The sequence below is a fragment of the Floridaenema fluviatile BLCC-F154 genome (assembly GCF_041929135.1).
Lineage (GTDB): Bacteria > Cyanobacteriota > Cyanobacteriia > Cyanobacteriales > Aerosakkonemataceae > Floridanema > Floridanema fluviatile.
Genome location: NZ_JBHFNS010000043.1, coordinates 82,415 through 107,620, shown reverse-complemented (window position 1 = coordinate 107,620; position 25,206 = coordinate 82,415). Strand labels below are relative to the sequence as shown.

Sequence of the window (25,206 nt, the reverse complement as noted above, 5' to 3'; positions counted from 1 at the left end):
AGAACGTCGTGAGACAGTTCGGTCCATATCCGGTGCAGGCGTAAGAGTATTGACAGGAGCCTTCCTTAGTACGAGAGGACCGGGAAGGACGCACCGCTGGTGTACCTGTTATCGTGCCAACGGTAAACGCAGGGTAGCCATGTGCGGAGTGGATAACCGCTGAAAGCATCTAAGTGGGAAGCCCACCTGAAGATGAGTACTCTCATGGAGTTAATCCAGTAAGGTCACGGGGAGAACACCCGTTGATAGGTTCTAGATGGAAGTCCAGTAATGGATGCAGTCGAGGAATACTAATAGACCGAGGGCTTGACCTCATACATTGGTGATTTAGACAAGTTGCTGTGCAATCTTCAAGGTTCTTTTATGGTTAAGGTTAACCTTATCAATTATTTCCTGGTGCTTTTGGCGCGATGGAACCACACCGAATCCATCCCGAACTCGGTGGTGAAACGTTGCTGCGGCGAAGATACTTGGCGGGTTGCTGCCTGGGACAATAGCTCGGTGCCAGGATAGTTATCAAAACCAAAAAGCCTCCTTTCAGTTTTGGTTGAAAGGGGGCTTTTGGTTTAGCTACTATAAAATCAAACTACACCAGATTTACCGGAATCTGCTTTCTGGAAGCACACAACTTGGACTGATAAATATGCGGAACAAACCTAGTGACAGGCAAGATGCCTGTCCTACAGACGAAAACTATTCTATTTTCAGAAACTTCTCTAATGCTGCTACTAGAGAAGAGGGCCAACGACGAATGGTTTTCACCCATTCTATATCTTTGTAACGATCGTCCAATCCCACCACCGCAACCCAGTTACTTTCTGCTTCTCCATGTTGCCCTTTTTCCCATAGCGCAGCTGTTAAAGCAGCACGCATATCGGGAAATTGGGGATATTTCCGAATCAGATTTTTCATGGTACGAATTGCCACTTCTTTTTGCCCGGTTTCATACAATGCTAAAGCATAATTGGCGCGAGCAAAAGCAAAGTTTGGTTCTAATTCAAAGGCTTTTCGGTAATCTGCGATCGCACTATCCCATTCCCCTAATCCTGCTTCCGCATTGCCTCGGTTATTATAACCCAGTGCATCATTGGGAGCGATTTCTAGTAAATGATTGTAATCTGCGATCGCTTCTTCAAATTTCCCCAATCCTTCTAACGCTAAACCTCGGTTAAGATAAGGATCGGGTGCATCTGGGGCAAGTTTCATGGCTTTATTGTAGTCTGCGATCGCTTCTTCTAGCTTATTTTGACCTGCCTTACTATTTCCCAAATTAGACCACAAAGCAGGATTATCTGGGAACATTTCAACTAACTCGTTCCAATAAGTTTCTGCTGCTTCATAGTCTCCTTTTTGGATGGCTTCAATAGCTTTTTGGGCAATTTCATTAGCCTTTTTAAATTTCTCTTGATCGATACTAGGAGAAGGTGCAGTTTCCGGCGTTTCAACTTTCGATAATTCGGTTTCATTAATGCTAGGAGTTGCTGTCTCTGTTTGCGCCATTACTGGCGAAACATTAAACCCAGCAAGAAACAAAATTACTACAGTTAGGAGAGTTAGAATTAGGCGAATCATCTCTATATTTTGGTAGTTGGTAGTTGGCTAATATCGCAGTCTTCTATGATTCGAGAAAGAGATTTTTTTGAACCACGTTCGCGTAGCGGTGCGTAGCACTTAGACACGAAGGACACGAAGAAAGAAGAGAAGAAGATTTTTAAACCACAGAGACGCAGAGGACGCAGAGGGAAGAAAGAGAGGAGAGGTTCATGAGTAAAATACAAATCTAAAATCTAAAATTTCCCAGTCCCCAGTCCCTAGTCCCCAGTCCCAAATAACTAATCATAACCTAAATGTTTCCAAGCGGCAGGTGTTACTGTTCTTCCTCGATGTGTTCTTTGCATTAATCCTATTTGCATTAAGTAAGGTTCGTAGACTTCTTCTATAGTTTGGGAGTCTTCTCCTGTTGCAGATGCGATCGTTTCTAATCCGACTGGCCCTCCGTTAAAATGTTCAATCATAGCCTTTAATATGAGGCGGTCTGTCCAATCTAATCCTAGTGGGTCTACATTAAATAATGTTAGTGCGTCACTGGCAATTTTTTGGCTGATTTCCCCAGAAGCTTTTACTTGACTATAATCTCTAACTCTTTTTAACAAACGATTGGCAATTCTGGGTGTACCGCGAGCACGTCGCGCTATTTCTGTTGCACCTTCCGAAGTGATGGGAGTTTTTAAGATTTCGGCGGTTCGCAGTACAATTTGACTGAGTTCTTCGGGTTCGTAAAAGCGTAATCTATGAATGATACCAAAGCGATCGCGCAATGGTGAAGTCAAAGAACCAATTCTAGTTGTCGCTCCTACTAATGTAAAGGGTAGCAAAGGTAAACTCCGAGTTTTGGCAGCTTGACCTTTTCCGATCGTAATATCCACCCGAAAATCTTCCATCGCCGGATAAAGTAACTCTTCCGCCATCCGCGATAACCGATGAATTTCGTCAATAAACAGGATATCTCCCTGTTTCATACTCATTAGTAACCCCACAATATCACGGGGTCGTTCTAAAGCGGGTGCAGTCGTGATTTTGCAATTTACCTCCATTTCTGCCGCTAAAATTAAGGACATGGTGGTTTTTCCCAAACCCGGAGGGCCATAAAGTAAGAGATGATCTAAAGGTTCATTTCTGTTTTTTGCGGCTTGAATTGCAATTAGCAGGACTTCCTTCAACTCCTTTTGTCCGATATAATCAGCAAGTCGCGGAGGTCTGAGACTTTCTTCCTGCTTTTCCTGTTCGTCAACAGCGGCGGTAGGTTGCAATAAGTTTTCCTCTGGCGCTTTGCGAGTCTGGCGCTTGCGGGTTGACTCTTGCCGTTGTTTGGGTTTACGCTCTGGTTCGGTAGGTTGTTGCTGGGAAGAAACGATCGCCATAGTGCAAAATTATGGGTAGATTTTCCGCTAGTCTCTTATTATTTACCACTTCGAGGACGTGAGACATTGCCATGTTAGCTAAACGGATCTTACCTTGCTTAGATGTGAAAGCTGGGCGAGTCGTTAAAGGTGTCAATTTTGTCGATCTTAAGGATGCTGGCGATCCGGTAGAACTGGCGCAAGTTTATAATGATGCTGGCGCAGATGAATTGGTGTTTCTGGATATTACCGCCACTCACGAAGACCGCGGCATTATTATCGATGTGGTATATCGCACCGCCGAACAGGTGTTCATCCCTTTGACTGTCGGCGGTGGTATTCAATCCTTAGAAACAATTAAACAATTGTTAAGAGCAGGTGCGGACAAAGTTAGCATTAATTCAGCTGCGGTAAGAGATCCTGATTTTATCGATCGGGCGAGCGATCGCTTCGGTAATCAGTGTATCGTAGTCGCAATTGATGCCAGACGCAGGACCGATCGCACTAACCCAGGTTGGGATGTTTATGTCCGTGGCGGCAGAGAAAATACTGGTATAGATGCGCTCTGGTGGGCAAAAGAAGTGGAAAAACGCGGCGCAGGAGAATTACTAGTTACTAGCATGGATGCCGACGGAACCCAAGCAGGATATGATTTAGAGCTAACGAGGAAAATTGCCGACTCAGTGGAAATCCCCGTTATTGCCTCCGGGGGTGCTGGTAACTGCGGACACATCCATGAAGCTTTAACCAAAGGAAGAGCAGAAGCCGCACTCTTAGCATCTTTGTTACATTACGGTCAACTCAGCGTTGCAGAAATTAAGAATTACTTAACAAATCATCAAGTGCCAGTTCGAGGGTAAAAATCTCTGAAATGTAGATCTTAAGGAAGATTCCGGTTTTTAATTGGGAATCCGTAACCTCTGCTGGGTATATTAAAATAGATGAAGTGTTACGATTCGTAAAAATATGTTGGTTGCTATTTTAATTTTTGATGTGGCTCTGGTCGCTTGGTCACTGCATCTGATGCAGGAAGCGTTCGATCAGCAAGAGTTTTCCTTAATGTTGGCAGGTACTTTAGTCGCCCTGTCAGCAGCAGCAATGTTGGTGGTATACTTCCTGATGAACAGTTACATGGGCTATTTATCAGAAATGGCTCAACGTCCTTGTCTACTGTACTAAAAATGTGTCGCTAAACCCTTGACAAGGAGACTAAAATTAAGGCATTATAGTAAAGCGTCAAACGGGGCTATAGCTCAGTTGGTAGAGTGCTTCAATGGCATTGAAGATGTCAGCGGTTCGAGTCCGCTTAGCTCCATAAACTTTTGTCGAATAAGACTTTATTTGTCGTCATTAACAAATTAATGTCGCTCAAATGTTTTCTGCAACCGGAGTTAGAGAAATTTGGTTCTCAGAAGCATTTATGGGAGGCAGAGAGTTGTTATGCCAGGAAAAACTCTCTGCCTCATTTCCCCAGCCGCGAAATTTTATTGATTTTTCTTAAATTTTGATTATATTAGTTTTATTTTCCTTAAGCTAAACTGATGTGCTGTACAACTCAAGCTGGGTTGACCATTGAGCATTAATTCTAATCTCTCAACTTGTTCTATTAGGGAAACACTACTATGAATACAACGGCTTCATCAAAGTTCTGGGAATTAATTGGGGGCGTACTTAGTTTTAATTCGGAAGCATTTCAAACTATTAGTAATCTACCTGATGGAACGCTCCTGGCATTACTGGTAGTAGTTTTAGCTGGTCTATCTTTAAGTGTAGGACAAAGCATTATCTTATTCATTAACCGGATTAAGCCAGCCCGTTTTGTTTTTAGTTTGTTCCTAAATGCAATTCTTTATACCTTTGGTTTTCTATTTCTAGTATTTAGTACTTGGCTAATTTGTTTGTTACCTTGGTCAGTGAATGTTCCGTTTTTCAAACTGATCGACGTATTGGGGCTAAGTTATGCACCGCTGCTATTCAGCTTTTTAGGGGCGTTACCTTACTTAGGATTGCCGATTTTGAATTTACTATCGGTATGGCGCTTGCTGGTAATGGTGATTGGTTTTAGTGTTGTGGCTAGTGTGAGTGAACCGATCGCTCTAACTTATGTAGCATTTGGCTGGGTAGTTCTGCAACTATTAGAAAGTACCATTGGACAACCGATCGCTAAATTAGGGAAAAAAATTGCCGATAAAGTTGCCGGAGTTGAGTTAGCTACCAACCCTGAAGAACTCCGGGAAATAGTCAGATCCCGCATTAGACAAAACTTTTCGCCCATAATTACCCCAACTCAAACCAGAGTACCAGAAGTTAGAGAGTTGATCCAAGCATCCGGGCGATCGGCAACGGAAGCCGCCGAAGCAGTAGCCCAAAAAGTAGCCACTCAACCGAGAACATCCACAGAAATTAAAATTACTCAAAGCATTGACACCAACGATCCCATTGTTCAGCTAGAACATGGTAGCCGCAGTTTTGCCGAAGTTATCAAGTGGATTGCCAGCTTGCTAGTAATGGCGATCGTTTTTATTCTTGTATTCGATCTGATGCGCCCAGTTCGTGACTTTTTCTTTGGCTGGTACGAAGATCTACCGAAATTATTTCGCTTAATTTTTAACTTAATTTGGATTGGGGTTGTGGCGATCGTCTTCGCTGGCTTACTCGCCCCCTTAGAAACCCTTGGCTGGTGGGCTGGCTGGTATGGCGACGATGTAGACGTAGAAGTAGGACAGGCATCTTGCCTGTCATCCCCCATCCCCCAATCTCCATCCCCCAATCCCCCATCCCCATCCCTCAATCCCCAAAAAGTTTCCCGTTACATTGTTTACCTCGATGGCATTGGGCAATCTGGCGAAGAGTACACCCCTGATGTGGAAGACTTTCTCACTGCTTTCAAAGCGGTGTTACCCCAAGAGATGAAACTGATCGAGGGATTAATGATGTACTCGGTACTCAATAAACCCTTGGATGAAGATCGACCTTTAGCATTTATTTGGCGACTGGCAGATAAAATGCGGTGGAGTAACCCGGCTGCATTATTGGGATTAATGCTCAACCTGCGAAATGTCTTGATTGTGGCAGTTTCCGCAGATCGACGTTACGGCCCAATCTACAATCAAGGTATTGCACAGGTACTTTACAACGGGTTAATTAAAGAAGGTTATCAACCTGGTAGCGGTCTACCGATTACGCTGATTGGTTATAGTGGTGGCGGGGAAATGTCTGTAGCTGCTGGGCCCTATTTAAAACGGGCAACGGGTGCATCGATCGATGTCATCTCTTTAGGCGGCGTAATGAGTGCCAACAACAACTTCCTGAAATTAGAACATCTCTACCATTTAGTCGGAGAAAAGGATAATGTAGAACGCATTGGGCCAATTATGTTTCCCGGTCGTTGGAAAGCGTTCTTCTTATCTTACTGGAATCGTGCCAAACGCAAAGGGAAAATTAGTATTATTTCATTAGGCCCAGTGGGACACCAAGTTCCGGGGGGAATGATGGACCCGAAAGCATTTTTACCTGATGGACGCAGTTATTTAGAGCAAACGATCGAAGTAATTTTGCAAGTTCTCGAAGGAAAAGCATTAAGGGCAGATGATTTAATTAAGAGAAAACCTAGCAATTATGCACTTTATCAAGAGGCAGAATTTACCCATCCTGATGATTATCCAGTTAATCAAACGGTAGATCCTAATTTATATCGCCCGATCGGTAATTGGATGGGTCGTTTGATTTTACCGAAACTGGAAGAAAGGCAGCAAGTAAAAGGCGTGTTGCTGGAAGTCTATCACGCACCAGATGAGTATCGCCACTTAATCGGACAGGTGATAAATTTGCGTTGGAGCGATCGCCCTTTTGTTCAGAAAATGGTGAAAGCTGTAACTAAGGACGTTCACTTTAGCGTCGATGCCGAGTATACCAGCAAATATGGTGGGTTGATTCATCCCGATCGCCTAAACCACTGGAAACAAGTAGATCCCCTAGAATCCTTAGCTGGTGCTCATCCCAAGGATGATGTAATTGTCATGCTCAATGAGCCAATAACAGTAGAGGAGCAGGGGAGCAGGGAAGCAGGGGAGCAAGAAAACTTCAAAACGCAAAACTTTGTAGGGGCGGGTTTTGTGGTTAACTCTTCTGCTGTGAGTACAAATTTATCTGCTAAACCCGCCCCTACTTCTCTCTACATCTCTACCACACCAGTACAAATTACAGGGCGTTACTATGCACTGGTAAAATTTATCAAACCGATTGGCGCAACAGATAAATTCCTGGTTTGGCATTTCAACAAAGCAACCCGAAAGTTTGATGGTGTTGCCGAAGTTGTCAGAATGCCAGAGGTAAAGGCAGATGTGAATGGTTGTTTTCCTTCCACAAGTCGTCGGATTGAACAGGTTTCACTTAACGAACAAGGTTGGTATATTTATGGTGCAAAAGATCGATCGGGAACTTTTGTAGTGCAGTCTATTGCTCCCCGTGCTTTGTGGCAACTGCAACCGCAAGAAGTGATTTTTGGGCGCAAGCGAGGGGAAAAATATATTCGCCAAGGTGCTTGGGCAGATGCAGCGGCAAAGAAAGGTAAAATTAGTTCTGTGTTGCTCAGTCCCCGTCGAGAGGGAATTGCAGAAGCAATAGCAGATTGGCAAGAAAACGACTTAGCTTTAGTAATTCACACTTACGGGGGTATCGGTGGGAAGAAGAAAGAACCAGCTGCGGCAACACCAATCTTTTTTGGACATTTTGCCTTTGGGGTGGCAAAAGTTGTCCAGGAACCGCTGAGTGATGAATTAAGATTTGATATTTGCTATCAGCAGGTTTATAGTCATAATACAGATGGTATTATTGCCGGAAGTTTGCATTGGTCATGCTACATGGGCGATCGACAATTTGGTTGGGCTGGTGTACGTCCAGTCTGTGATATTTTGATTAAACTTGATGCCTTTACCGATTTTTATAACATTGAGAGAGTGCAGGTTTCTCCCTTAACAGAAATGTTGCGTCAATTGCAAGTAATGACCGATCGTTATCGCATCGGAGATGGCACCGGAGGAACTTATGTTGGCCCTGCAAATAATTGCGCTCAAGACTCCAATCAAGCATTATTCGCTAGTCTGACTCAAGCAACACAATATTTGCAAGCTCACCCAGAAATTGTCACCAAATTAATCGAAGTTAGTCCCGAACAAGAGCAACGTTTCCAGCAACTTCTCAAGTTAAAAAATGATTTGAGACGAGAACTGCAACCTTTAGGTGGGCCGCGATCTGATTGGGAAAAAAATGAGTATAATTTGGGCAGTACTTTGGAAGATAATCCCATACAAAACCTCTTAACTGGTTTAGGTAGTTGGCGCACACTTTTACCTCGTGTTGCTAGTGATGCGATCGCCAAAACCTTCCTGAAATACGGCGCAACAATGTGGGTTTTACGCACCAACCAAATCGGTGGTTATGATTATGATGTAGAACCAATTCCACCTACCAGTTTTCCCTTAATCTAGGAGTATTAGGACGGAAAAGTGAGGGTCACAGAACCAATTTTCAGGTAGGTTGTGGCGCTGAAGCGCCAATTTTCGCGTAAAGCGCCACAACGTAATTTGAGGATGATGATATTTTGTAATTTTGGGAAAGACAATGATGATAAATCAAACAATTAAGCTTGACCAATTTTTAAAGTTAAAGGGAATCGCGCCTACTGGTGGACAAGCAAAGCTGATGATTCAATCAGGTGAAGTTAAAGTAAATGGTAGCCCAGAAACGCGCCGGGGACGACAATTAGTGGCAGGAGATCAAGTTACGGTAGCGGGTCAAACATTTACTGTGGAGTGAGTGGAAAAAAGAGCGATCGGCAAAACGTTAATTAGCTTTTTATCGGGAAAGTTATATGACTAGGTTATTAGCTTTCCCATCTAAATTAGATTAACAACCGCTTAATTGACATATTTTTAAATTTGTTGTAATTTCAAATAAACAGAATCCTGGCAGTAGGTTCAAGTCCTCGTTATTAGGACTAAGCTGCATCCGATCTTATTGTTTATAAGGATTTCTTATGTCTCAAAACATGGAAAAAGAATTTTTGCAGTTAGTTCAGCAGCAAAAACACAAGAAAAGAAAGTCGATCGCGCAAAAAATAGGCGTTTTTCTTTTGATAGCCAGCTTAGTTTCAGTAATTTTATTTTTATTACTTCAACTTAATTTTAACATTAACCTCAGTAATTGGGACAATAATTTAATTTCATTTTTAGGCGTTTTCGGATTAATTTTAATTCTGAGTTTACTGATTTATGTTATTAATCACAAAAGATTCAATATAGGTTATAAATCTGGGAGAAAAATGCTAAATTGGAATAAATTTCAGCGAATGAATCGCAAATACATAGTCGGCTTTTTTTTAGTAATAATCGCTATAATTTATCAAGCAAACATCTCTCTAGTCCATAATTCATTCAATAGTTTCATCACTCAGTTAATACATAATCCCAAACCGCCTGTATTAAATTCTCCTTGGCCCTGGAAAAATGCTCAAACAATTCATCCAGTAGTTGCCAGTATGCCATTAGAAGTAGAAAAAAGTATTAACTCTGTTGCCAATTATATTGCTCAACAGGAACCAGATCCCTACTTGCGAATCAAAGCTTTACATGATTATGTACTCAAGAGACTCACTTATGATATAGATGTTTTGAAAACAGGAAGACGACCTTCTCAAGATGCCCAAGATGTCTTTTTCAATCGCAAAGCGGTCTGCGAAGGTTATGCTAAACTCTTTCAAGCATTAGGAAAAGCAATAGGAATAGACGTAGTTTATATTAGAGGAAAAATTCGTCAAGATTTGGCCCCTCTGGACTTAATTTCTCCGACCTTAAGAGTAGTACACTCTAATTATGATTGGACAAATCATGCTTGGAATGCAGTCAAAATTGGCGAGAGTTGGCAACTAGTTGATACAACATGGGATGATACTAGTACTGAGGATTATGCCTCTTTTGAGCCTTCCTATCGAACGAATTATTTGATGCTTCCTCCCGAAGTAATGATTATCAGTCATTTACCGGAGCAGGAACCTTGGCAGCTTTTATCTCAGCCTAAAAGTTATAGTGATTTTGAGAAACAGCCAATTTTAACAGCTGAGTTTTTTGCCGAAGATTTAAAGATAATTTCACCAACTGAATATCCCCAAACTGTGCAAAAAGCCGCTGCAATTGAAATTCAAACTCCTCCCAACTATTTTAAGAGAGTTGTGGGTATATTTTTCCGCAGCAAAGACTCAGAAGTACCTTTTTGGAGCTTACCACTAAATAACCGATTGAGTCAGGAAGAAAAGCCAGATATTAAAATATGTCAGAGTCAGCAAAATCTAGGAGGAAAACTGCTGATTTCCTGTCAGTTTCCTGAAGCTGGGAACTATCAAGCTGTGATATTCACTCTGGCACAAAGTAATAATTATCTGCGCCGGGAAATTAGTCCTATTGCTCAACTTAAGTTTCAGGCTATTCAAGGGAGAGGTTGAGCAAATTTGGTGTAGTTGATTGATTAGAGGTGAGGTTTTGGCGATCGCAATTTAAAGATTTCAAACTATTCAATTAGCTGCATCAATAGAAAAATTAATAATCCACTTCAACTGAGATCTATCTCCTTCTATATATGCAGAAATAGCTTCTGCTACATCCGATGCTCTGTTAAGAGGTACAACATAATCAAATACTTTAGCCATTACCTTTAAAGTTTCTGCTGTCCAGGGGCCATCTACCACGATAACAGCAAGCATATCCTGATGTTTACCTTTCCAATTAATAGCAGAAAACATTTTGTCTTTAGCATAAAGAGATGCGTGTCTCGAAGAGGATTTTCTTACTTCTATAAAAGCTTTTGGAGATATCTCATCTGGAATCACAAAATCGGCTCGAAAGTTATAAATTACACCTTCTAGATAGCTATATTCAGATTCTAACTTATAGGTAACGTTAGCATCATCAAGAGCATTAGCAACAATACTTTCCAGAAGAATTCTACCAACTAAGTCACGGACAATACCTTCTAAAGTTGGTTCAATACTCTGCAAAATTTGACCACGATTCATATTTTCGCCTGGTTTTCTTTGATTCAAAATTTCAGACATTTTTCTTGCTGCTGACGCTGAAATTGTATTGTCCGAAACATTACCAATTCTTTTTTTCAATTCCGCCTTACTCGAAATATTTGCTAGACGCTGAAGAATAGGTAGCATATAAGGATGAGATTGAATATAATTAGAATCAAATTCTATAAATCCATTTGTTGCCTGTTCAAGTTCATTTAAAAGATTTTCAACTCGGTTTCTTAGCTGAATATATACACCTTTCGTAATAGCAGACTCTACATCAAAAGGTACAGCTTGCCTACGTCGCCATTCCTGTATAACTTGTTCTGCGCTAGTAGAAGCTGGATCGAGTAAACTGTCAATACCACTAAGAACAACCAGTTTTTCTGCAAATTCATGAAGATGTTCTGGCAGAATGTTTGCTAAAGCGTTAGTCTTTCGAGTTAGATCTAAGTAAACTTGAACATAATCTTTCATTGCTTCTTTTGCAACTGCATAAAGTGTCCCAGTATTTACTTCTTCTGATTTGTTTTCTTCTGACTCCATACTTAAATCAATATCTTCTTGCATAGATGTGAAACTCCCCAAGACCTTTTTCTGTACCTTGTCGTTTTTGCAGACACCAACGGCTACCTCTAGTCCGCAAAGTTTCAATGTTTAAAACCTGAAATCCATTTTCCTCCAAAAGTTGTGCTAAAAGTTTTTCTGTTGGAATATGCACTCCGTAAAGCGCCGCATCTGCTACCACTATATTTACAGCACTTTCAGGTCGGAGAACCCTTTTTAATTCACGAAAAACTGACTGCATTTGTGCAAAGTAAGGATATAATAGCAAGTAATAATCTTTTTTTCCGGCTCTAATCTGCTTTTGTTGCTTTAAAGCTTCAAACAGTGGTTTTATCTCAGATTGGAAGCTTTCCGAAAGGGATTTTGAAAACAAAATTTGATTACGTTTTAAGTCCGTTGGCGCAGTAGTCGTATTAACAATCAGCCATCGCCGCACGCGCTCAGTAATCTCTCGCCAAGAACCAGCATAACGCCAAAAATAAAGTTGCATTCGCGTCATTTCTGCAAAGTCAAAATTATTTAGATATGGCGGAGAAGTAACGCAGAGAGAGCAACTCTTATCTTCAAGGGGTAACATTTTTTCCGAACTCATGAAATGTAACTTTGCTCTTGGTATAAAGCTATTTCCTAAAACATCTATATCATTTTGAATTTCATCACAAACTTTGCTTAGAGCATCTTGATAAGATATAGATATTTTCTGTGTAGTGGGAGCTTTATAAATTCCATCTGTTTGAGACTTAGATGTTAACTCAAGCACGCGAGACAAGATCAAACGATATAATGGTTGTTGCTCTTGGGAAATTTGATTTTCAGCAATAACCGCCGATGCTAAAAGTCGAAGTTCTAACTCTGGAATCAGTTTTTCTAAGAAAGTTACAGCAGTTGTTGTCCAAATATTTGTCAATTCTTGTTGGTAAGGTTCTAAAGACACACAAAAAGACTCAATAAATTTTACCTGTTTTTGTTCTGTTGGTGGAAATAGTTTAGCTAATGAAATCTCGTAAAAAAAAGGATGAGCTTCAAATCCGACCGAGCTAAAACCTTGCAAATTTGCTTGCGTAAGAGTGGTTGATAAACCTGCAAAAGGATCAACTATAACCTCATTGGGTTTTAAGTTAGCATTTTTAATACAACTACTGACGAATTCAGGAGAAAACCCAGCAATGAAATTATACCATTTATGAATAGGATGACGATTAGTTGTTAGGTTAGTAGGAAGCTTTTCCTTTGGGAGAATATCTTCAAATAGACTGAGTTGTTTCATGGATTAAGTTATAGAATTGAGTAGTTTGTATTATTTTATAATATGTGAATTCTGTAAAGATACATATAGAATTATAATCATTCCTTTATTTATCTTAAAATATACTAAGACAGTGTTAAATTGGGTAGGTGATAATATAACATATTATATTGACTGAACACATAGCCTATCTGTAGTTTAATTCCAGATCAAATATTAAGAGCCAATGCAAAAATTTTTGCTTGCAAAAAAACAGGTTGATTTACTTACTAGCTACTGAACTCTTAATTATCCTTCAAAAATAAACCCAGTTTGACGTTTTCTGGTATTTTTCAGATAGGGGAAGATACTGTCTAATTACGCAGTTTCATTTGTAAATTCATTCATTTGTAAATTCAAAGGGTTGTTAAGATGGCGAAAAACTATTTTATAGCTAAAAATGAACAATCACTTTCAAAGACTTACCGAGAACTAATACTCTGGTTTAAAGAAAAACAATATGAGGTAGATGGTACGGAAGCAGAAGGAACTTATTTTATTCAAGCTAAAAAAACTGGTACTATACGAACCTTACTCGGAACCAATCTAGCTTTTCAAGTCAAAATATTTTGGTCTAAGGAGCCAACAGTTGCTCAGGAATTTATCGTTGAAACCAGCACAGGGAAATGGATAACTAATCTTACAGGTGCGGGTATTACAGCGATGTTTACGGGGGGGTTTACAGTACTAACTGGTATAGCGGGAGCAGGTTGGGCATTAATCGTTGAAAGTGAAATAATTACTTATATTGAAAAGAATTTGCAATTTCAAAAAGTTAAGAAGGCTGATGAACCTATCAAGGAAACTTCATCTACCAACCAATCTTCTTCAAGCTCTGATTCTTTAGCTAATTCTTCTGCTAGACAAAAGGCTATCAATAAAGTGGAAAAAGAGTCACAAAAGTTAGAATCCGCCTTAGAAAATGGGATTTTAACAGAAGCAGAATATAAAGCGAAGAACCTAAGTTTACAGGCTAGAATTGAAGAGTACGAAATAGAATTTCTAATAGAGGAAAGGATTGCGAAATTTCAGCAAGCATTTACTGAAGGAATTTTGGATGCAGAAGAATATGAAGCTAAAGTGAAAACGGTTGAAGAAGAAGTAAGACACCAAATTATTAACCATCGTAATGAACAGAAAAAAGCAGAAAAAGTTGCCAAATTAAAAGAAGCTTTAGATAATGGGATTTTAACAGAAGATGAATTTAAAGTGAAGGTTACTGAACTTTAATTTGAGAGTCCGGTAACATTATGCTTGCGGTTGATAATTGATAATTACAATCGCAAGTTAACAGGCTGTTCATTATCCCATTCCCTTGTTTCTAAAAAATTAAGCATAGTTTTAGCAATGGCTTTTGCAGCTAAGTAAGGAACACCATTACCAACGGTCTTAAACATATTAGTTAGCGACATATTAGCAGGAAGACTAAAATTTTTAGGTAAAGATTGTATAGCGAGTGCTTCGGCAACTGACAATCTACGAATTTTATAAGGATGTAAGTGTACTTCGTTATTTCCGTAGCAAGCAGTTGGAGAATATCGCCATCTATGAAGCCGCTTAAATGATTTTTTAGAAACATCTCCTTCATCAACTGAAGCGAATTTCTTAATTCCTGCTTTTGGTTGAAAATGGTGTTGAGCATTTGGATGATTAAGCACATCATTTTCTCTGAACCAATATTCTACTGTTAAAGGTAGTGGTATGCTATCAGGGTAAGGCAATAGAGAATTTTCTTGAAAAGAGTTAGTAGTAGGCCAAGGTAAAGAAACAACTTTATTGATGGGATGTATTATATATTTATCCCAAGCAAAATATGCTTCTGGTAATATTCTGATATTGCTATTAATTTTAATTCCAAAATCTTTAAGCAAACTAGTTCTAAAACCGATTAAAATAATTCTTTCTCTGTCTTGGGGAACACCGTACTCTATAGCATTAATTAGACGTTCTACTAATACATAACCTGATTGAATTAGCTGAGTTTTCAGTGCCTCAAAAAAAGTTCGGTGTTTTTTCGTTCTCCACAATCCCTTGACATTTTCAAATAAGAAAAAATCAGGTTTCTGTTGGCAAATTAATTCAGCATAACAAGCTGAAAGTTTACCATTATCACCTTCTTTCCCTCGGTTTTTTCCCCCAATTGAAAAATCAGGACAGGGAGGCCCACCTATAAAACCAATGATATTCGCATCTTTACGAGCATTTTGTATTAAGTAACAAAGATTTAAGGCTTCTTCTCCTTCAATTAAGTTAGTTACATCTTTTTAATGATATCCATATTTCGGCGCAGCTATTTTAAGACATTCTCTCGAATAACGATATGCTTGCATAAATGGCGAATAAATTTCGTTGACATATACAATGTCAAATCCGTTTAATTCAAAACCTAAATCGAGAAACCCTGAACCTGCGAAAAAAGAAAAAATTTTTGGTTTATTGCTCATTAATTTAGCTTAAAGTTTAAATAATACTCTATAAATATACCTTACTATCTACCATCTCAATTTTTTCCATATTTGCCTCTGTGAAATCTGCGTTAGTCAAATCAGCAGCATTCAAATTTGCGCCCAACAAATTCGCCCCAACTAAGTTTGCATTTCGCAAATCTGCATCACTCAAATCTGCACGACTTAAATCAGCGCCGCTTAAATTTGCATCTTTTAAAATTGCGCCCATTAATTTAGCTTTTCGCAAACTGGCGTTACTTAAATTGGCGTTACTCAAATCGGCAATTACTAATTTTGCACCGTCTAATTTGGCATTGCTTAAATTAGCGTTGTTCAATTTCGCACTTATTAAATTTGCACCTCTTAAGTTAGCACCAGCTAACTGAATTCCTCGTAAATCTGCATTTTGAAAGTTTCTCCCTCCTGCTGCGTATCTTTTTAACAATTCTCCGGCATCGGTGACGCTGATTTCGCGTTTTGGGCGATGATTGAAGGTGAAGGTAAATGTGTCGCTGCTGGCAATTACTCGGCGCATTTCTTCATACATTTGATAGTTACCAACGCCGCTTAATTTTACCCAGGCGCGAGTTCTGGTTAAAGCAATAAATAGTTGATTTCTTAATCTAATATTACTTTCGTCTTTGGCTATATTATCTAAACCAACTACATAAACCATGTCTGCTTCGTTACCTTTGGCGCGGTGAATGCGGGAGACGGTAACGCCGCCTTCACACCAGAATTTATTGCGATCGCTATTTTCAGAATCAGCTTTTAAAATGTTACAATTGGTTGTCCCTGGAATAAATATATTAATCCCTTCGGACATTAAGAACTCAGCGACATGGTTTTCTAATTGCATCGCCTCGAAAAATGAACCTAAAACTATGACCAAAATTTCTTTGCTGGGTTGGAGGCGATCGCCCTTCACAACCTCTATAATACTATCAGCTAAAGCCCTTAACTCTGCCTGTCGAGAATTATAAGTTTCAAACTCTAAAACTGGCTTTTCCCAAAGTTTTGTGATAATATTAGGAGAATCATCACTTAATCTTTTCAGCGTAACTTGTTGACCGCGAGTAAACCGACCTTGCACTTCATAACCTAACGCTTGCCAATCTTCCGTTCGCGTAATTCCTGATACCATTCCTCCCCGACGTAGCAAACCCATACTCATCGCATGAGCAGCAGTTACAATAGGGTCAGGAGTACGATAACAGCGGTGAATGATTTCCGTTTTTTTGATACCATCGGGATATTGACCTGTTACTAAATGCGCCAATTCATCACCAAACAATTCCCCTGCTGTGGGAATATTTAAACAATCTAAACTTTGCGCTTCGTCATACGCCCAAATTAAGCGGCGTTGTTCGGGATGGTGTTCATCAAAAGGTCGTAATGCTTGGTACGCCATCCAATAAAAAGGTTGTTTATCTTGAAATTTCAACTCATCATCAACCATCAAATCTTGACCTTCATCGATTAGAATAGCGTCAAATATTTGGGGGATTTGGCTTTTTTCTAAAAGAAAACTACAAACTTCTGCTAAAGATTCATTTGGTTGTTTATTTTCCGTATCAAAAACAGTTAATTTGGGGGCGTTTGCTGCTTCACAAATCATGCTGTAAAGTCCAGGTTGATCTTTTGCACCCCAAGCGTGAAGAACGCGCAACTTTTCATTTTCTGGGTGATACTGGACTTCGTTATGACTAAAGCGACGTATCCATTTATCTATTTGGGTAATGATTTGTTCGTATAAACTGCGGCTAAAAAACACTAAAGCAATGTCCCATTCGGGATATTTTAAGTGCATATTTGCGGCTTTTTGACATAGTAAAACGGTTTTTCCTGAACCTGCTATACCGCGAATTCTTTGCATTCCGGGGGGAATTTGTTTCCCAATAGTTTCTTGCTTTAAGTCGAATTCTGATAGGTTTTGTCTGACTTGTTCTAAAATGCTGGCGCGGAGGCTTTTCTTTTCGGGTTTTGCTTGGTTGCGGGAGAGGTTAGTTTTGCGTTGGCGAAAAACTGGGTTTCCTCCTAATACTGATAAGAGTAGTTTCCATTGTTCTGGGTTTAGTTTTCTGCCTTTAATTATGGGGGAAGTTTGACGAATCTTTTCTAAAAATGTGGGGTTTTTGGTTTCTAAAAACAGATTTTCTTGGAAGAGGAGAGGCGGCGAACTGGGGAGTTTGGCGAAACCTTTGTTTTGCCATTGTTGCTGGGAAATGAAGGGTAAGGCTACTATCACTCTACCACTGACTTGGCTGCGGAGGTTGGGTTCGCGATCGCAATACCCCAACAACCCAAACAGTTGATTTTCCGCTTGTTCGTAAGGGTTACTACTATTAGTATAAAAGTTGCGGAACTCCCAACGATGACCGTTAATAGCGAGAATTTGGTCAATTGTTATTGATTTTACCTCAATTACAATTAGACCAAGTTCGATATCAGCGATTAAAATATCTGGTTCTTTGCGAACTTTGCGGAACTCACAAAAAATTGGATAACGCCAATAAGCTAAACATTCCCTTTCCGCAAAAACCTTTTTGACTGTTTCCCAAACTTGTCGTTCTCCCTTCTGTCCACTTTTTCCCAGTGGTTCTGTGGCGACAAATTTGTAATCTAAGTTGGAATTTTGCGTCATTCACTTGGTTATGTCTGCTTTAATTATGCTTTTTTTTGAACCGCAAAGACGCGAAGAGCGCGAAGGAAGAAGAAAGAAAAGGAAGGAAGATACTTTCAAAAAACCTTCTGCTTTCTGCCTTTTCCTTAGCGCAAGGAATCTTTAATTATATCTAACAAACTTGTGCCACCAAACCAGAGTGCAAATAAAATCGAACTGGTGAGAATTAACCCCATTACGCAAAGGACTAAACCACCTAAACTGATTGCACCATCGTCTTCAATTAAACCAAACCCTGTGACAAAAATTCCCATTGCTGGGAGAGTGTTTGTACCGGGAATTGGTATCATCATTGAAGTTGCCATTAGTGCGATCGAACAACCAATAAACACCCGACCTGGTAAAGTAGTACATATATAAGTTAAGCGGGGGCGTGTAATCGCTTCAATCCTTTTTAACCAAGGAAGACCAGCTTTTAAAAATCCCTGTACCGTCTCCAATTTTATTGGATGATTCAGCATTTTATTCGGCAACCAAGGACGTTTTCTACCGGAAATTAGCTGTATTGCTAACAGAAATAGCAACACACCAAAGGGTACAGAATAACCAGGCGCAGGTACAGGTAAAGCGGAAGGTAACGAGAGAATCACAAACAGAAAACCGAAAATTCTCTCTCCGGCTATAGTCAGAATATCGGACAATGTTACTTGTGGGGGTCTTTCTTCTTCAAAGAAGAAGCGTTGCAACTCGGTTGATAATTTAGCCATTGCTGATTACGAAATTTTTTTTACTATACCTTTCTTTGCCTCTGTTTTTGCCTTCTTTTTTGGACTAACCAAAACACCAAGGCGACAACCAGAACAATAAAAACAATCTTGGAAACTGGCGCTAGATATTCATCTACTAATTCGTAGTTTTCCCCTAATTTATAGCCAGCAAAAGTGAGTAACCAAACCCAAATTGTTGTGCCAATAGTTGAATAAATTAAAAACGGCACTAATTTCATATTGCTGATACCTGCTGGCAAAGATATCAACGTGCGAACTCCGGGGACTAAGCGACCAAAAAACACGGCTTTTTCGCCGTGTCTGTGAAACCATTGGTCTGCTTTTTCAATATCTTTCCTACTAATGGAAATCCACTTGCCGTATTTATCAGCTAATCGTTTAATGTTCTCTTCTCCGACAAGTTTACCGACATAATACCAAGGCAAAGCGCCTAACATTGTTCCCAAAACTCCGGCGAAAAGGGCGGGAAAAAATTCCATCTTTCCTTGGGCAATGGTGAACCCTGCTAAGGGCATAATTAATTCCGATGGAATCGGAGGAAAGAGATTTTCTAAAAACATCAGCAAACCAATTCCCACATAATTAAGGGAAGTCATGATTTGCACTATCCATTCGTTCATATTTTTGGGTTTTGGGTAATTAGTGATTGGAGTAGGTTGTTGCGCTTTCGCTCTAAATTAGCACTGAAGCGCAACAACTTACCTATTATGTTCCTGATGTCCAGGAATTCATGTATTCGATTTGGTCGGATGTTAAGCTGTCAATGCTAATTCCCATTGCTTGTAATTTTAGACGGGCAATTTCTTTGTCTAATTCTACAGGGACGGAGTGAATGCCAGCTTCTAATTTACCTTTGTTTTTCGCTAAGAATTCGCAAGCTAATGCTTGGTTAGCAAAACTCATATCCATTACGGCGCTGGGGTGTCCTTCGGCGGCGGCTAAATTCACCAAACGACCTTCACCAATTACGATTACTGATTTACCACTTTGTAAACGATATTCTTCAGTAAAGTTTCTTACTGTGCGAACTTCGCTAGCTTTTGCGGCTAATGCTTTCAGGTCAATTTCAATGTCAAAGTGACCGGAATTACAAACAATTGCGCCGTCTTTCATGACATCAAAATGTTCGCTACGAATGACGTGCTTGTTGCCTGTAACGGTGATGAAAATGTCGCCTAAAGGTGCGGCTTCTGCCATTGGCAGAACGCGGAAACCATCCATTACGGCTTCGATCGCTTTTGTCGGATCGATTTCTGTCACAATTACATTACCACCCATGCCTCTGGCGCGAAGGGCGGCACCTTTGCCACACCAACCGTATCCGGCGATAACGATGGTTTTTCCGGCTAATAAAATGTTGGTGGCGCGAATGATGCCGTCGAGGGTAGATTGTCCGGTACCGTAGCGGTTATCAAAGAAATGTTTGGTGTCTGCGTCGTTGACGTTAATGGCGGGGAAGCTTAACACGCCGTCGCGGAACATGGCACGCAAACGAACAATTCCGGTGGTTGTTTCTTCGGTGGTGCCGATAATGTCGGGAAGTTGATTTTCCCGTTCTTTAACTAGGGTGGCTACTACGTCGCAACCGTCATCGATGATAATATTTGGACGGTGGTCTAAGGCAATGTTGACGTGACGGGTGTAGGTTTCTGCGTCTTCTCCTTTGATGGCAAAGACGGGGATGCCGTATTCTGCAACTAAACAAGCTGCTACGTCATCTTGGGTGGAGAGGGGGTTGCTGGCAATTAGCAAGGAGTCTGCGCCAGCGGCTTTGAGTGCAATGGCGAGATTTGCAGTCTCGGTGGTAACGTGGCAGCAAGCGACTAAGCGAATCCCTGCTAGTGGTGTTTCTTTGCCAAATCTTTCTCTGATTTGCTTTAATACTGGCATTTCCCGTCCCGCCCATTCTATGCGTTGTTTGCCAAGGGGGGCGAGGGAAAGGTCTTTGACTTCGTGCTTGATTTGTGTTGCAACCATAAATTTGATTTCTTCTTACCTAGAACTTTCTAGCATAGTATCTTTTGGTTGTCCCGAACCCTGTAATTTTTGGGAGTAATGTGAGTAAGATTTATGACGAAACTCAGGAAATCTCTCTGTGGATGATAAACTTTATGGACAAAACTAAGCTTCCGATCGATCGCTCAACTGTCCGCTGCTTATCTCTAAATTGTATGAAGCTGCCTAAGTTAGTCGTGATTCCGGTTTCTGCGGCATTGCTGAATTTGGTAGGTTTTGCCAGCAGTGATACTGCATTATTTGCTCAACAGATTAATCCTAGTCAACCTGTTCCTCGTCTTCCTTTACCACCAGTAACGCCTCCGCCTCCTTTACCTACACCGGAACCTTTACCTCCTCCGTCGGAGTTGTTGACTCCGCCTTCAGGTACGCCAAGTACTCCCGAAGCTTTACCTTTACCTAGTGATATTCCTGGGGAAATTAAGGTGGAAGGGTACGAGGTTGAGGGGAGTACGGTTTTTAGTAAGGAGGATTTTGATAAGGTTTTGCAACCTTTTGTGGGGAATATTTCTTTTGCTCAATTGTTGCAGGCGCGATCGGCTATTACTCAACTTTATGTGGATAATGGTTACATTACTTCTGGTGCATTTATTCCGCCCCAAACTCTCACGGGTGGAATCGTAAAAATTCAGGTAGTGGAAGGTTCAATTGAGGAGATTAAGGTTACTGGTACTGGGAGATTAAATCCTAATTATGTCCGATCGCGTCTCCGTTTAGGTGCAAAAACTCCTTTAAATGTTAACCGTTTATTGCAATCTTTGCAACTATTACAATTGAATCCTTTAATTAGAAATATCTCGGCGGAACTTTCGGCGGGTACTCGTCCGGGTTTAAGTGTTTTAGAAGTAACTGTCAGACCGGAAAGAACTTTTAACGCCACAATTAGTTTAGATAATAGTAGTCCTCCCAGTGTGGGAGTTTTTCGCCGTCAGTTAAGTATTAACCAAGCTAATTTAACGGGAAATGGCGATACTTTTGCGGTTAATTACTCGAATACTAATGGTAGTAATCAAGTTGAGGCTAATTACATTTTGCCTGTGAATGCTCGCAATGGTACGATTCGTTTGGGTTTTGATTGGATTAAAAGCAGTATTATTGAAGAACCGTTCGATCAAGTTGATATTGGGGCGGTTTCTTACGATTATGAATTGTCTTTTCGTCAACCAATAATTCTTACGCCGAATCAAGAATTAGCCCTTGGTTTAACTTTTAATCGTCGCGAAAGTAATACTACTCTTTTGGGCGAACCTTTTCAACTTTCTCCGGGTGCAAATGAGCAGGGAGAAACTCGTCTTTCTGTAATTAGGTTTTTCCAAGAGTGGACGCAACGGGAAAGTCGATCGGTTTTTGCGGCTCGTTCTCAGTTTAGCTTAGGTGTTGGTCTTTTTGATGCTTCTAATCGAGAAAGTGGGCCCGATGGTCATTTTTTCTCTTGGCGCGGACAAGCACAATGGTTACGTCTTTTAGGAGGAAATGCTGCCGATCCTTCTGGTTCTCCTATTCTATTAATTAGAGCAGATATGCAGTTAGCCGATCGCCCTTTAGTACCTTTAGAACAGTTTGCTTTGGGTGGTTTTGATAGTGTGCGAGGATACCGTCAGGATTTATTTCTTACGGATAATGGTATTTTAGGTTCTGTGGAAGTTAGAATACCAGTCTATCGGTTGCGCGATCGTCCGGGTGTGTTTCAAGTTATTCCTTTTATTGATGTGGGAAGTGTTTGGAATAATGGCGATCGGGAAAATCCTGACCCTAGTACTATAGCTTCGATCGGTGTGGGTTTACAATGGCAAATGGGCGAAAGATTACGTTTCCGTTTTGACTATGGTTTACCTTTAGTTAATACTGGTTTACGAGAAAGAACTTTGCAAGAACAAGGTTTTTATTTCTCTTTTCAATACAATCCCTTTGCTAGAGATTAGGAACTTTTAAAAAGTTCGTAGTAAGGACTTTAGTCCAAGTTCGTTGTCGGGACTTTAGTCCTTCTCTTAGCACTGAAGTGTTCACAACGAACCCGATTTTTTGATTTGCGGCTAAATTAGTAAAAAACGGGTCTGCAAGGAGTGGTGATGCTGCAAGCAGGAGAGTTGTTACAGGGAAGATACCAACTGCAAGAAAGTTTGGGACAGAATGCGGGAAGACAAACTTGGATTGCGGTAGATCGAGGGGTGTCGCCAGGAGAAAAAGTTATTGTCAAATTTTTGGCTTTTAGCCCGGAAATGCAATGGGAAGATTTTAAACTTTTTGAACGGGAAGCGCAAGTTTTGAAAAGTCTTTCTCATCCCCGCATTCCTAAATATCGCGATTATTTTTCGGTGGATAAACAGGTGGGTTCGGGTTTATACTGGTTCGCTTTGGTGCAAGATTATATTCCGGGAAAGTCGCTGCAAAATTTGTTAGATTCGGGGAAACATTTTAGCGAAAAACAGGTGCGATCGCTAGCTGCACAAATGTTAGAAATTCTCTGTTTTCTTCACGAACTTTCGCCGCCTGTGTTGCATCGCGATCTTAAACCGAGTAATCTAATTTTAGGGGAAGATCGATATATTTATTTAGTGGATTTTGGTGCGGTTCAAGAACAAGCTGCTGTGGAAGGTGTGACTTTTACCGTGGTGGGTACGGCGGGTTATGCGCCTTTGGAACAATTTTGGGGAAAGGCGGTTCCGGCTTCGGATCTTTACTCTTTGGGTGCAACTTTAATTCATATTTTAACTGGGGTTGCGCCTGTGGATTTGCCGCAAAGAAATTTAAGAATTCAATTTCGCGATCGGATTTCTCTTAATTCTAATTTAGCTTACTGGATTGAAGCTTTAACTGCACCAAATTTAAGTCAACGTTATGCTACTGCACAACAAGCTTTAATTGATTTAAAATGCGATCGTTATTTGAACGCACCGCTACAGAAAATCTCGCCACCTTCTGAGAGTAAAATTAAATTTTACCAATCTCCAACTCAGTTAAAGGTGGAAATTCCGGGTAGAGGTCTTTGGGTTTTTGCTGATGCGATCGCTTTGCTGTTAAAATTTATTTTAGCAGGTTCTTCTTTCTTCAGTCTTTTAGTTATATTTCTGTTATTAGGTGGGACGCTGGCTGTACTTTTGAGTGTAATTATTGTTAATTATTTGAACTTTTCCCTGGCTTTATTCCTGATTGTTGTGTTAATTCTTACTTTTATGAGTATGGAACGCTTTAGCTCCTCTTTAAGCAAAGAATTATTTAAATTGCTATCTCATTTTCGGTTAACCAAGGTAAGATTAACAGATTATTGCATTATTGGCGATCGCCAGAATTTTGTATTAGAACAGAAGATATGCGGTTGGAGTTATTGGCGAAATCATTTGGAAACAAGTCAAATCATGCAAGTTAAGTCTACCAAAGTGCCAGAAATAATTCTGGAAACTAAGTTATCAAATTACTCTTTCGGTCAAGAATTAAGTAAAGCTGAATGTCAATGGTTAAGTCAACAAATGCAAAACTGGCTTGAGGAAGTTTAAATTGAGGAAAGGTTGATGTTAAAGGCTGAGGAAATTTTAGGCGATCGCTACCAATTAAAAAAACAACTAGGTAAAAACGCCGGAAGACAAACTTGGTTAGCTGAAGACATTATCTCAAAACAGTTAGTCATTGTCAAATTATTAGCTGTTAGTCCCCAAACTCAATGGCAAGAATTAAAACTCTTTGAAAGAGAAGCGCAAGTTTTAGCTAATCTCAATCATCGGAGAATTCCCCGATACCTTGATTATTTTACCATTGAGAAACAAGCAGATTTAGCTTTACCTTGGTTTGCCTTAGTCCAAAATAATATCCCCGGAAAATCACTCCAAGAACTGCTCAAGGAAGGGAAGGAATTTACCGAAAATGAAGTTTGTTCTTTAGCAATTCAAATATTACATATTCTGATTTATTTGCATGAACTAAGTCCCCCCGTATTGCACCGAGATATTAAACCCAGTAACTTAATTTTAGACCGCGATCGCAAAATTTACTTAGTAGATTTTGGCGCAGTGCAAGACAAAGCTAAAGCCGAAGGAGTCACCTTTACAGTTGTTGGTACTAGTGGCTACGTTCCACCGGAACAATTATGGGGAAAAGCAGTTCCCGCATCTGATTTATACGCATTAGGAGCAACTTTAATTCATTTATTAACTGGTGTTTCTCCTGCTGATTTATCAGAACAAATGCAAATTCAATTCTCTGATAAAGTGCAGTTAAATCCCAGTTTCACCCATTGGTTAGAAAAACTCACTGCACCAGCAGCAGAAATGCGATTTAATTCAGCTAGAGAAGCATTACAAAGTTTACAAGAAACTGTTTTATTTAGCAGTAAATTTGGAAAAACAGAAGATATTAATCTTAATAAAACAGTGAATTATGGACGTTTAATTTGCTTATCTTTGAGTGGTATTTTTTTAAGCGTTTTAGTGGTTTTCGGTGTTGTTTATACTTTCGTCAATAGTATAGATAGACCAGTACCACGACAAGATAGAATTGATTAATTGGCAAAGGAGTCGG

The 25,206-nt window shown here is 40.1% G+C and carries 17 protein-coding genes, 1 tRNA gene, 2 rRNA genes and 1 pseudogene; 12 read left to right on the top strand and 9 right to left on the bottom strand.

What is annotated here, in order from left to right; all coding sequences use genetic code 11:
• Window positions 1-314, top strand: a 23S ribosomal RNA gene (locus tag ACE1B6_RS10870); the annotation flags it as partial.
• Window positions 315-392: 78 nt separating this feature from the next.
• Window positions 393-510, top strand: a 5S ribosomal RNA gene (gene rrf / locus ACE1B6_RS10865).
• Between the two features lie 183 nt (window positions 511-693).
• Here the strand turns inward: rrf and ACE1B6_RS10860 are convergent.
• Together ACE1B6_RS10860 and ruvB are read right to left on the bottom strand one after the other, a co-directional pair.
• Window positions 694-1,572: a tetratricopeptide repeat protein gene (locus ACE1B6_RS10860; RefSeq protein WP_413257243.1), complete on the bottom strand. Its 879-nt coding sequence runs from the start codon at window positions 1,570-1,572 to the stop codon at window positions 694-696.
• A gap of 260 nt (window positions 1,573-1,832) precedes the next feature.
• Window positions 1,833-2,921, bottom strand: a complete 1,089-nt coding sequence (gene ruvB, locus ACE1B6_RS10855; RefSeq protein ID WP_413257242.1) for a Holliday junction branch migration DNA helicase RuvB — start codon at window positions 2,919-2,921, stop codon at window positions 1,833-1,835.
• Window positions 2,922-2,992: 71 nt separating this feature from the next.
• On the opposite strand from ruvB, the gene hisF reads away from it, so the two are divergent.
• The 6 genes from hisF to ACE1B6_RS10825 all read left to right on the top strand — a co-directional run bounded on the left by hisF (window position 2,993) and on the right by ACE1B6_RS10825 (window position 10,398).
• Window positions 2,993-3,760 carry an imidazole glycerol phosphate synthase subunit HisF gene (gene hisF, locus ACE1B6_RS10850; protein WP_413257241.1) on the top strand — a complete coding sequence of 256 codons (768 nt, stop codon included), beginning with the start codon at window positions 2,993-2,995 and terminating at the stop codon, window positions 3,758-3,760.
• 106 nt (window positions 3,761-3,866) lie between these two features.
• Window positions 3,867-4,079: a hypothetical protein gene (locus ACE1B6_RS10845; RefSeq protein WP_413257240.1), complete on the top strand. Its 213-nt coding sequence runs from the start codon at window positions 3,867-3,869 to the stop codon at window positions 4,077-4,079.
• A 63-nt stretch (window positions 4,080-4,142) separates the two neighbouring features.
• A tRNA-Ala gene (locus tag ACE1B6_RS10840) sits at window positions 4,143-4,215 on the top strand.
• A gap of 307 nt (window positions 4,216-4,522) precedes the next feature.
• On the top strand, window positions 4,523-8,389 hold the full coding sequence (locus ACE1B6_RS10835) for a CAAX protease (protein ID WP_413257239.1): 3,867 nt from the start codon (window positions 4,523-4,525) through the stop codon (window positions 8,387-8,389).
• 136 nt (window positions 8,390-8,525) lie between these two features.
• Window positions 8,526-8,717, top strand: coding sequence for an RNA-binding S4 domain-containing protein (locus tag ACE1B6_RS10830; protein WP_459563005.1), 192 nt, complete (start codon window positions 8,526-8,528; stop codon window positions 8,715-8,717).
• Window positions 8,718-8,937: 220 nt separating this feature from the next.
• Window positions 8,938-10,398: a transglutaminase domain-containing protein gene (locus tag ACE1B6_RS10825; RefSeq protein ID WP_413257237.1), complete on the top strand. Its 1,461-nt coding sequence runs from the start codon at window positions 8,938-8,940 to the stop codon at window positions 10,396-10,398.
• 69 nt (window positions 10,399-10,467) lie between these two features.
• On the opposite strand, the gene ACE1B6_RS10820 is transcribed toward ACE1B6_RS10825, so the two are convergent.
• Both ACE1B6_RS10820 and ACE1B6_RS10815 read right to left on the bottom strand, forming a co-directional pair.
• Window positions 10,468-11,538: a hypothetical protein gene (locus ACE1B6_RS10820; protein ID WP_413257236.1), complete on the bottom strand. Its 1,071-nt coding sequence runs from the start codon at window positions 11,536-11,538 to the stop codon at window positions 10,468-10,470.
• Window positions 11,522-12,802 carry a DNA methyltransferase gene (locus tag ACE1B6_RS10815; protein ID WP_413257235.1) on the bottom strand — a complete coding sequence of 427 codons (1,281 nt, stop codon included), beginning with the start codon at window positions 12,800-12,802 and terminating at the stop codon, window positions 11,522-11,524. The genes ACE1B6_RS10820 and ACE1B6_RS10815 overlap by 17 nt, the downstream gene beginning before the upstream one ends.
• 390 nt (window positions 12,803-13,192) lie before the next feature.
• Here ACE1B6_RS10815 and ACE1B6_RS10810 point away from each other — a divergent pair, with 390 nt between their 5' ends.
• Entirely contained in the window at window positions 13,193-14,050 is an 858-nt protein-coding gene (locus tag ACE1B6_RS10810) for an SHOCT domain-containing protein (protein ID WP_413257234.1), read from the top strand.
• Window positions 14,051-14,094: 44 nt separating this feature from the next.
• On the opposite strand, the pseudogene ACE1B6_RS10805 reads toward ACE1B6_RS10810, so the two are convergent.
• The 5 genes and pseudogenes from ACE1B6_RS10805 to ahcY form a co-directional block, all read right to left on the bottom strand.
• Window positions 14,095-15,264 (bottom strand): annotated as a pseudogene (locus ACE1B6_RS10805) (DNA cytosine methyltransferase).
• A gap of 28 nt (window positions 15,265-15,292) precedes the next feature.
• Window positions 15,293-17,911, bottom strand: coding sequence for a pentapeptide repeat-containing protein (locus ACE1B6_RS10800; protein ID WP_413257233.1), 2,619 nt, complete (start codon window positions 17,909-17,911; stop codon window positions 15,293-15,295).
• A 125-nt stretch (window positions 17,912-18,036) separates the two neighbouring features.
• A complete protein-coding gene (locus tag ACE1B6_RS10795) occupies window positions 18,037-18,657 on the bottom strand; it encodes an exopolysaccharide biosynthesis protein (RefSeq protein ID WP_413257232.1) in 621 nt (206 codons plus the stop codon).
• A gap of 23 nt (window positions 18,658-18,680) precedes the next feature.
• Window positions 18,681-19,298: a DedA family protein gene (locus ACE1B6_RS10790; RefSeq protein WP_413257231.1), complete on the bottom strand. Its 618-nt coding sequence runs from the start codon at window positions 19,296-19,298 to the stop codon at window positions 18,681-18,683.
• An 85-nt stretch (window positions 19,299-19,383) separates the two neighbouring features.
• The gene (gene ahcY / locus ACE1B6_RS10785; protein ID WP_413257230.1) at window positions 19,384-20,655 is read right to left on the bottom strand and encodes an adenosylhomocysteinase; all 1,272 of its coding nucleotides are present in this window, start codon (window positions 20,653-20,655) and stop codon (window positions 19,384-19,386) included.
• Between the two features lie 134 nt (window positions 20,656-20,789).
• Here ahcY and ACE1B6_RS10780 point away from each other — a divergent pair, with 134 nt between their 5' ends.
• The 3 genes from ACE1B6_RS10780 to ACE1B6_RS10770 all read left to right on the top strand — a co-directional run bounded on the left by ACE1B6_RS10780 (window position 20,790) and on the right by ACE1B6_RS10770 (window position 25,190).
• Complete coding sequence (locus tag ACE1B6_RS10780; protein ID WP_413257229.1) at window positions 20,790-22,616, top strand: ShlB/FhaC/HecB family hemolysin secretion/activation protein; 1,827 nt, start codon at window positions 20,790-20,792, stop codon at window positions 22,614-22,616.
• Window positions 22,617-22,763: 147 nt separating this feature from the next.
• Window positions 22,764-24,188: a serine/threonine protein kinase gene (locus tag ACE1B6_RS10775; RefSeq protein WP_413257228.1), complete on the top strand. Its 1,425-nt coding sequence runs from the start codon at window positions 22,764-22,766 to the stop codon at window positions 24,186-24,188.
• 15 nt (window positions 24,189-24,203) lie between these two features.
• Complete coding sequence (locus ACE1B6_RS10770; RefSeq protein ID WP_413257227.1) at window positions 24,204-25,190, top strand: serine/threonine protein kinase; 987 nt, start codon at window positions 24,204-24,206, stop codon at window positions 25,188-25,190.
• Window positions 25,191-25,206 lie beyond the last annotated feature (16 nt).

Excerpts from the sequence above, each read along its gene's own strand:
- ACE1B6_RS10790 (WP_413257231.1), bottom strand. The coding sequence starts at position 19,298 with ATGAACGAATGGATAGTGCAAATCATGACTTCCCTTAATTATGTGGGA.
- ACE1B6_RS10780 (WP_413257229.1), top strand. The coding sequence starts at position 20,790 with ATGGACAAAACTAAGCTTCCGATCGATCGCTCAACTGTCCGCTGCTTA.
- ACE1B6_RS10800 (WP_413257233.1), bottom strand. The coding sequence starts at position 17,911 with ATGACGCAAAATTCCAACTTAGATTACAAATTTGTCGCCACAGAACCA.
- ahcY (WP_413257230.1), bottom strand. The coding sequence starts at position 20,655 with ATGGTTGCAACACAAATCAAGCACGAAGTCAAAGACCTTTCCCTCGCC.
- ACE1B6_RS10835 (WP_413257239.1), top strand. The coding sequence starts at position 4,523 with ATGAATACAACGGCTTCATCAAAGTTCTGGGAATTAATTGGGGGCGTA.
- ACE1B6_RS10825 (WP_413257237.1), top strand. The coding sequence starts at position 8,938 with ATGTCTCAAAACATGGAAAAAGAATTTTTGCAGTTAGTTCAGCAGCAA.
- ACE1B6_RS10830 (WP_459563005.1), top strand. The coding sequence starts at position 8,526 with ATGATAAATCAAACAATTAAGCTTGACCAATTTTTAAAGTTAAAGGGA.
- ACE1B6_RS10795 (WP_413257232.1), bottom strand. The coding sequence starts at position 18,657 with ATGGCTAAATTATCAACCGAGTTGCAACGCTTCTTCTTTGAAGAAGAA.
- ACE1B6_RS10810 (WP_413257234.1), top strand. The coding sequence starts at position 13,193 with ATGGCGAAAAACTATTTTATAGCTAAAAATGAACAATCACTTTCAAAG.
- ACE1B6_RS10860 (WP_413257243.1), bottom strand. The coding sequence starts at position 1,572 with ATGATTCGCCTAATTCTAACTCTCCTAACTGTAGTAATTTTGTTTCTT.
- ACE1B6_RS10845 (WP_413257240.1), top strand. The coding sequence starts at position 3,867 with ATGTTGGTTGCTATTTTAATTTTTGATGTGGCTCTGGTCGCTTGGTCA.
- hisF (WP_413257241.1), top strand. The coding sequence starts at position 2,993 with ATGTTAGCTAAACGGATCTTACCTTGCTTAGATGTGAAAGCTGGGCGA.
- ACE1B6_RS10775 (WP_413257228.1), top strand. The coding sequence starts at position 22,764 with ATGCTGCAAGCAGGAGAGTTGTTACAGGGAAGATACCAACTGCAAGAA.
- ACE1B6_RS10815 (WP_413257235.1), bottom strand. The coding sequence starts at position 12,802 with ATGAAACAACTCAGTCTATTTGAAGATATTCTCCCAAAGGAAAAGCTT.
- ACE1B6_RS10820 (WP_413257236.1), bottom strand. The coding sequence starts at position 11,538 with ATGCAAGAAGATATTGATTTAAGTATGGAGTCAGAAGAAAACAAATCA.
- ACE1B6_RS10770 (WP_413257227.1), top strand. The coding sequence starts at position 24,204 with ATGTTAAAGGCTGAGGAAATTTTAGGCGATCGCTACCAATTAAAAAAA.
- ruvB (WP_413257242.1), bottom strand. The coding sequence starts at position 2,921 with ATGGCGATCGTTTCTTCCCAGCAACAACCTACCGAACCAGAGCGTAAA.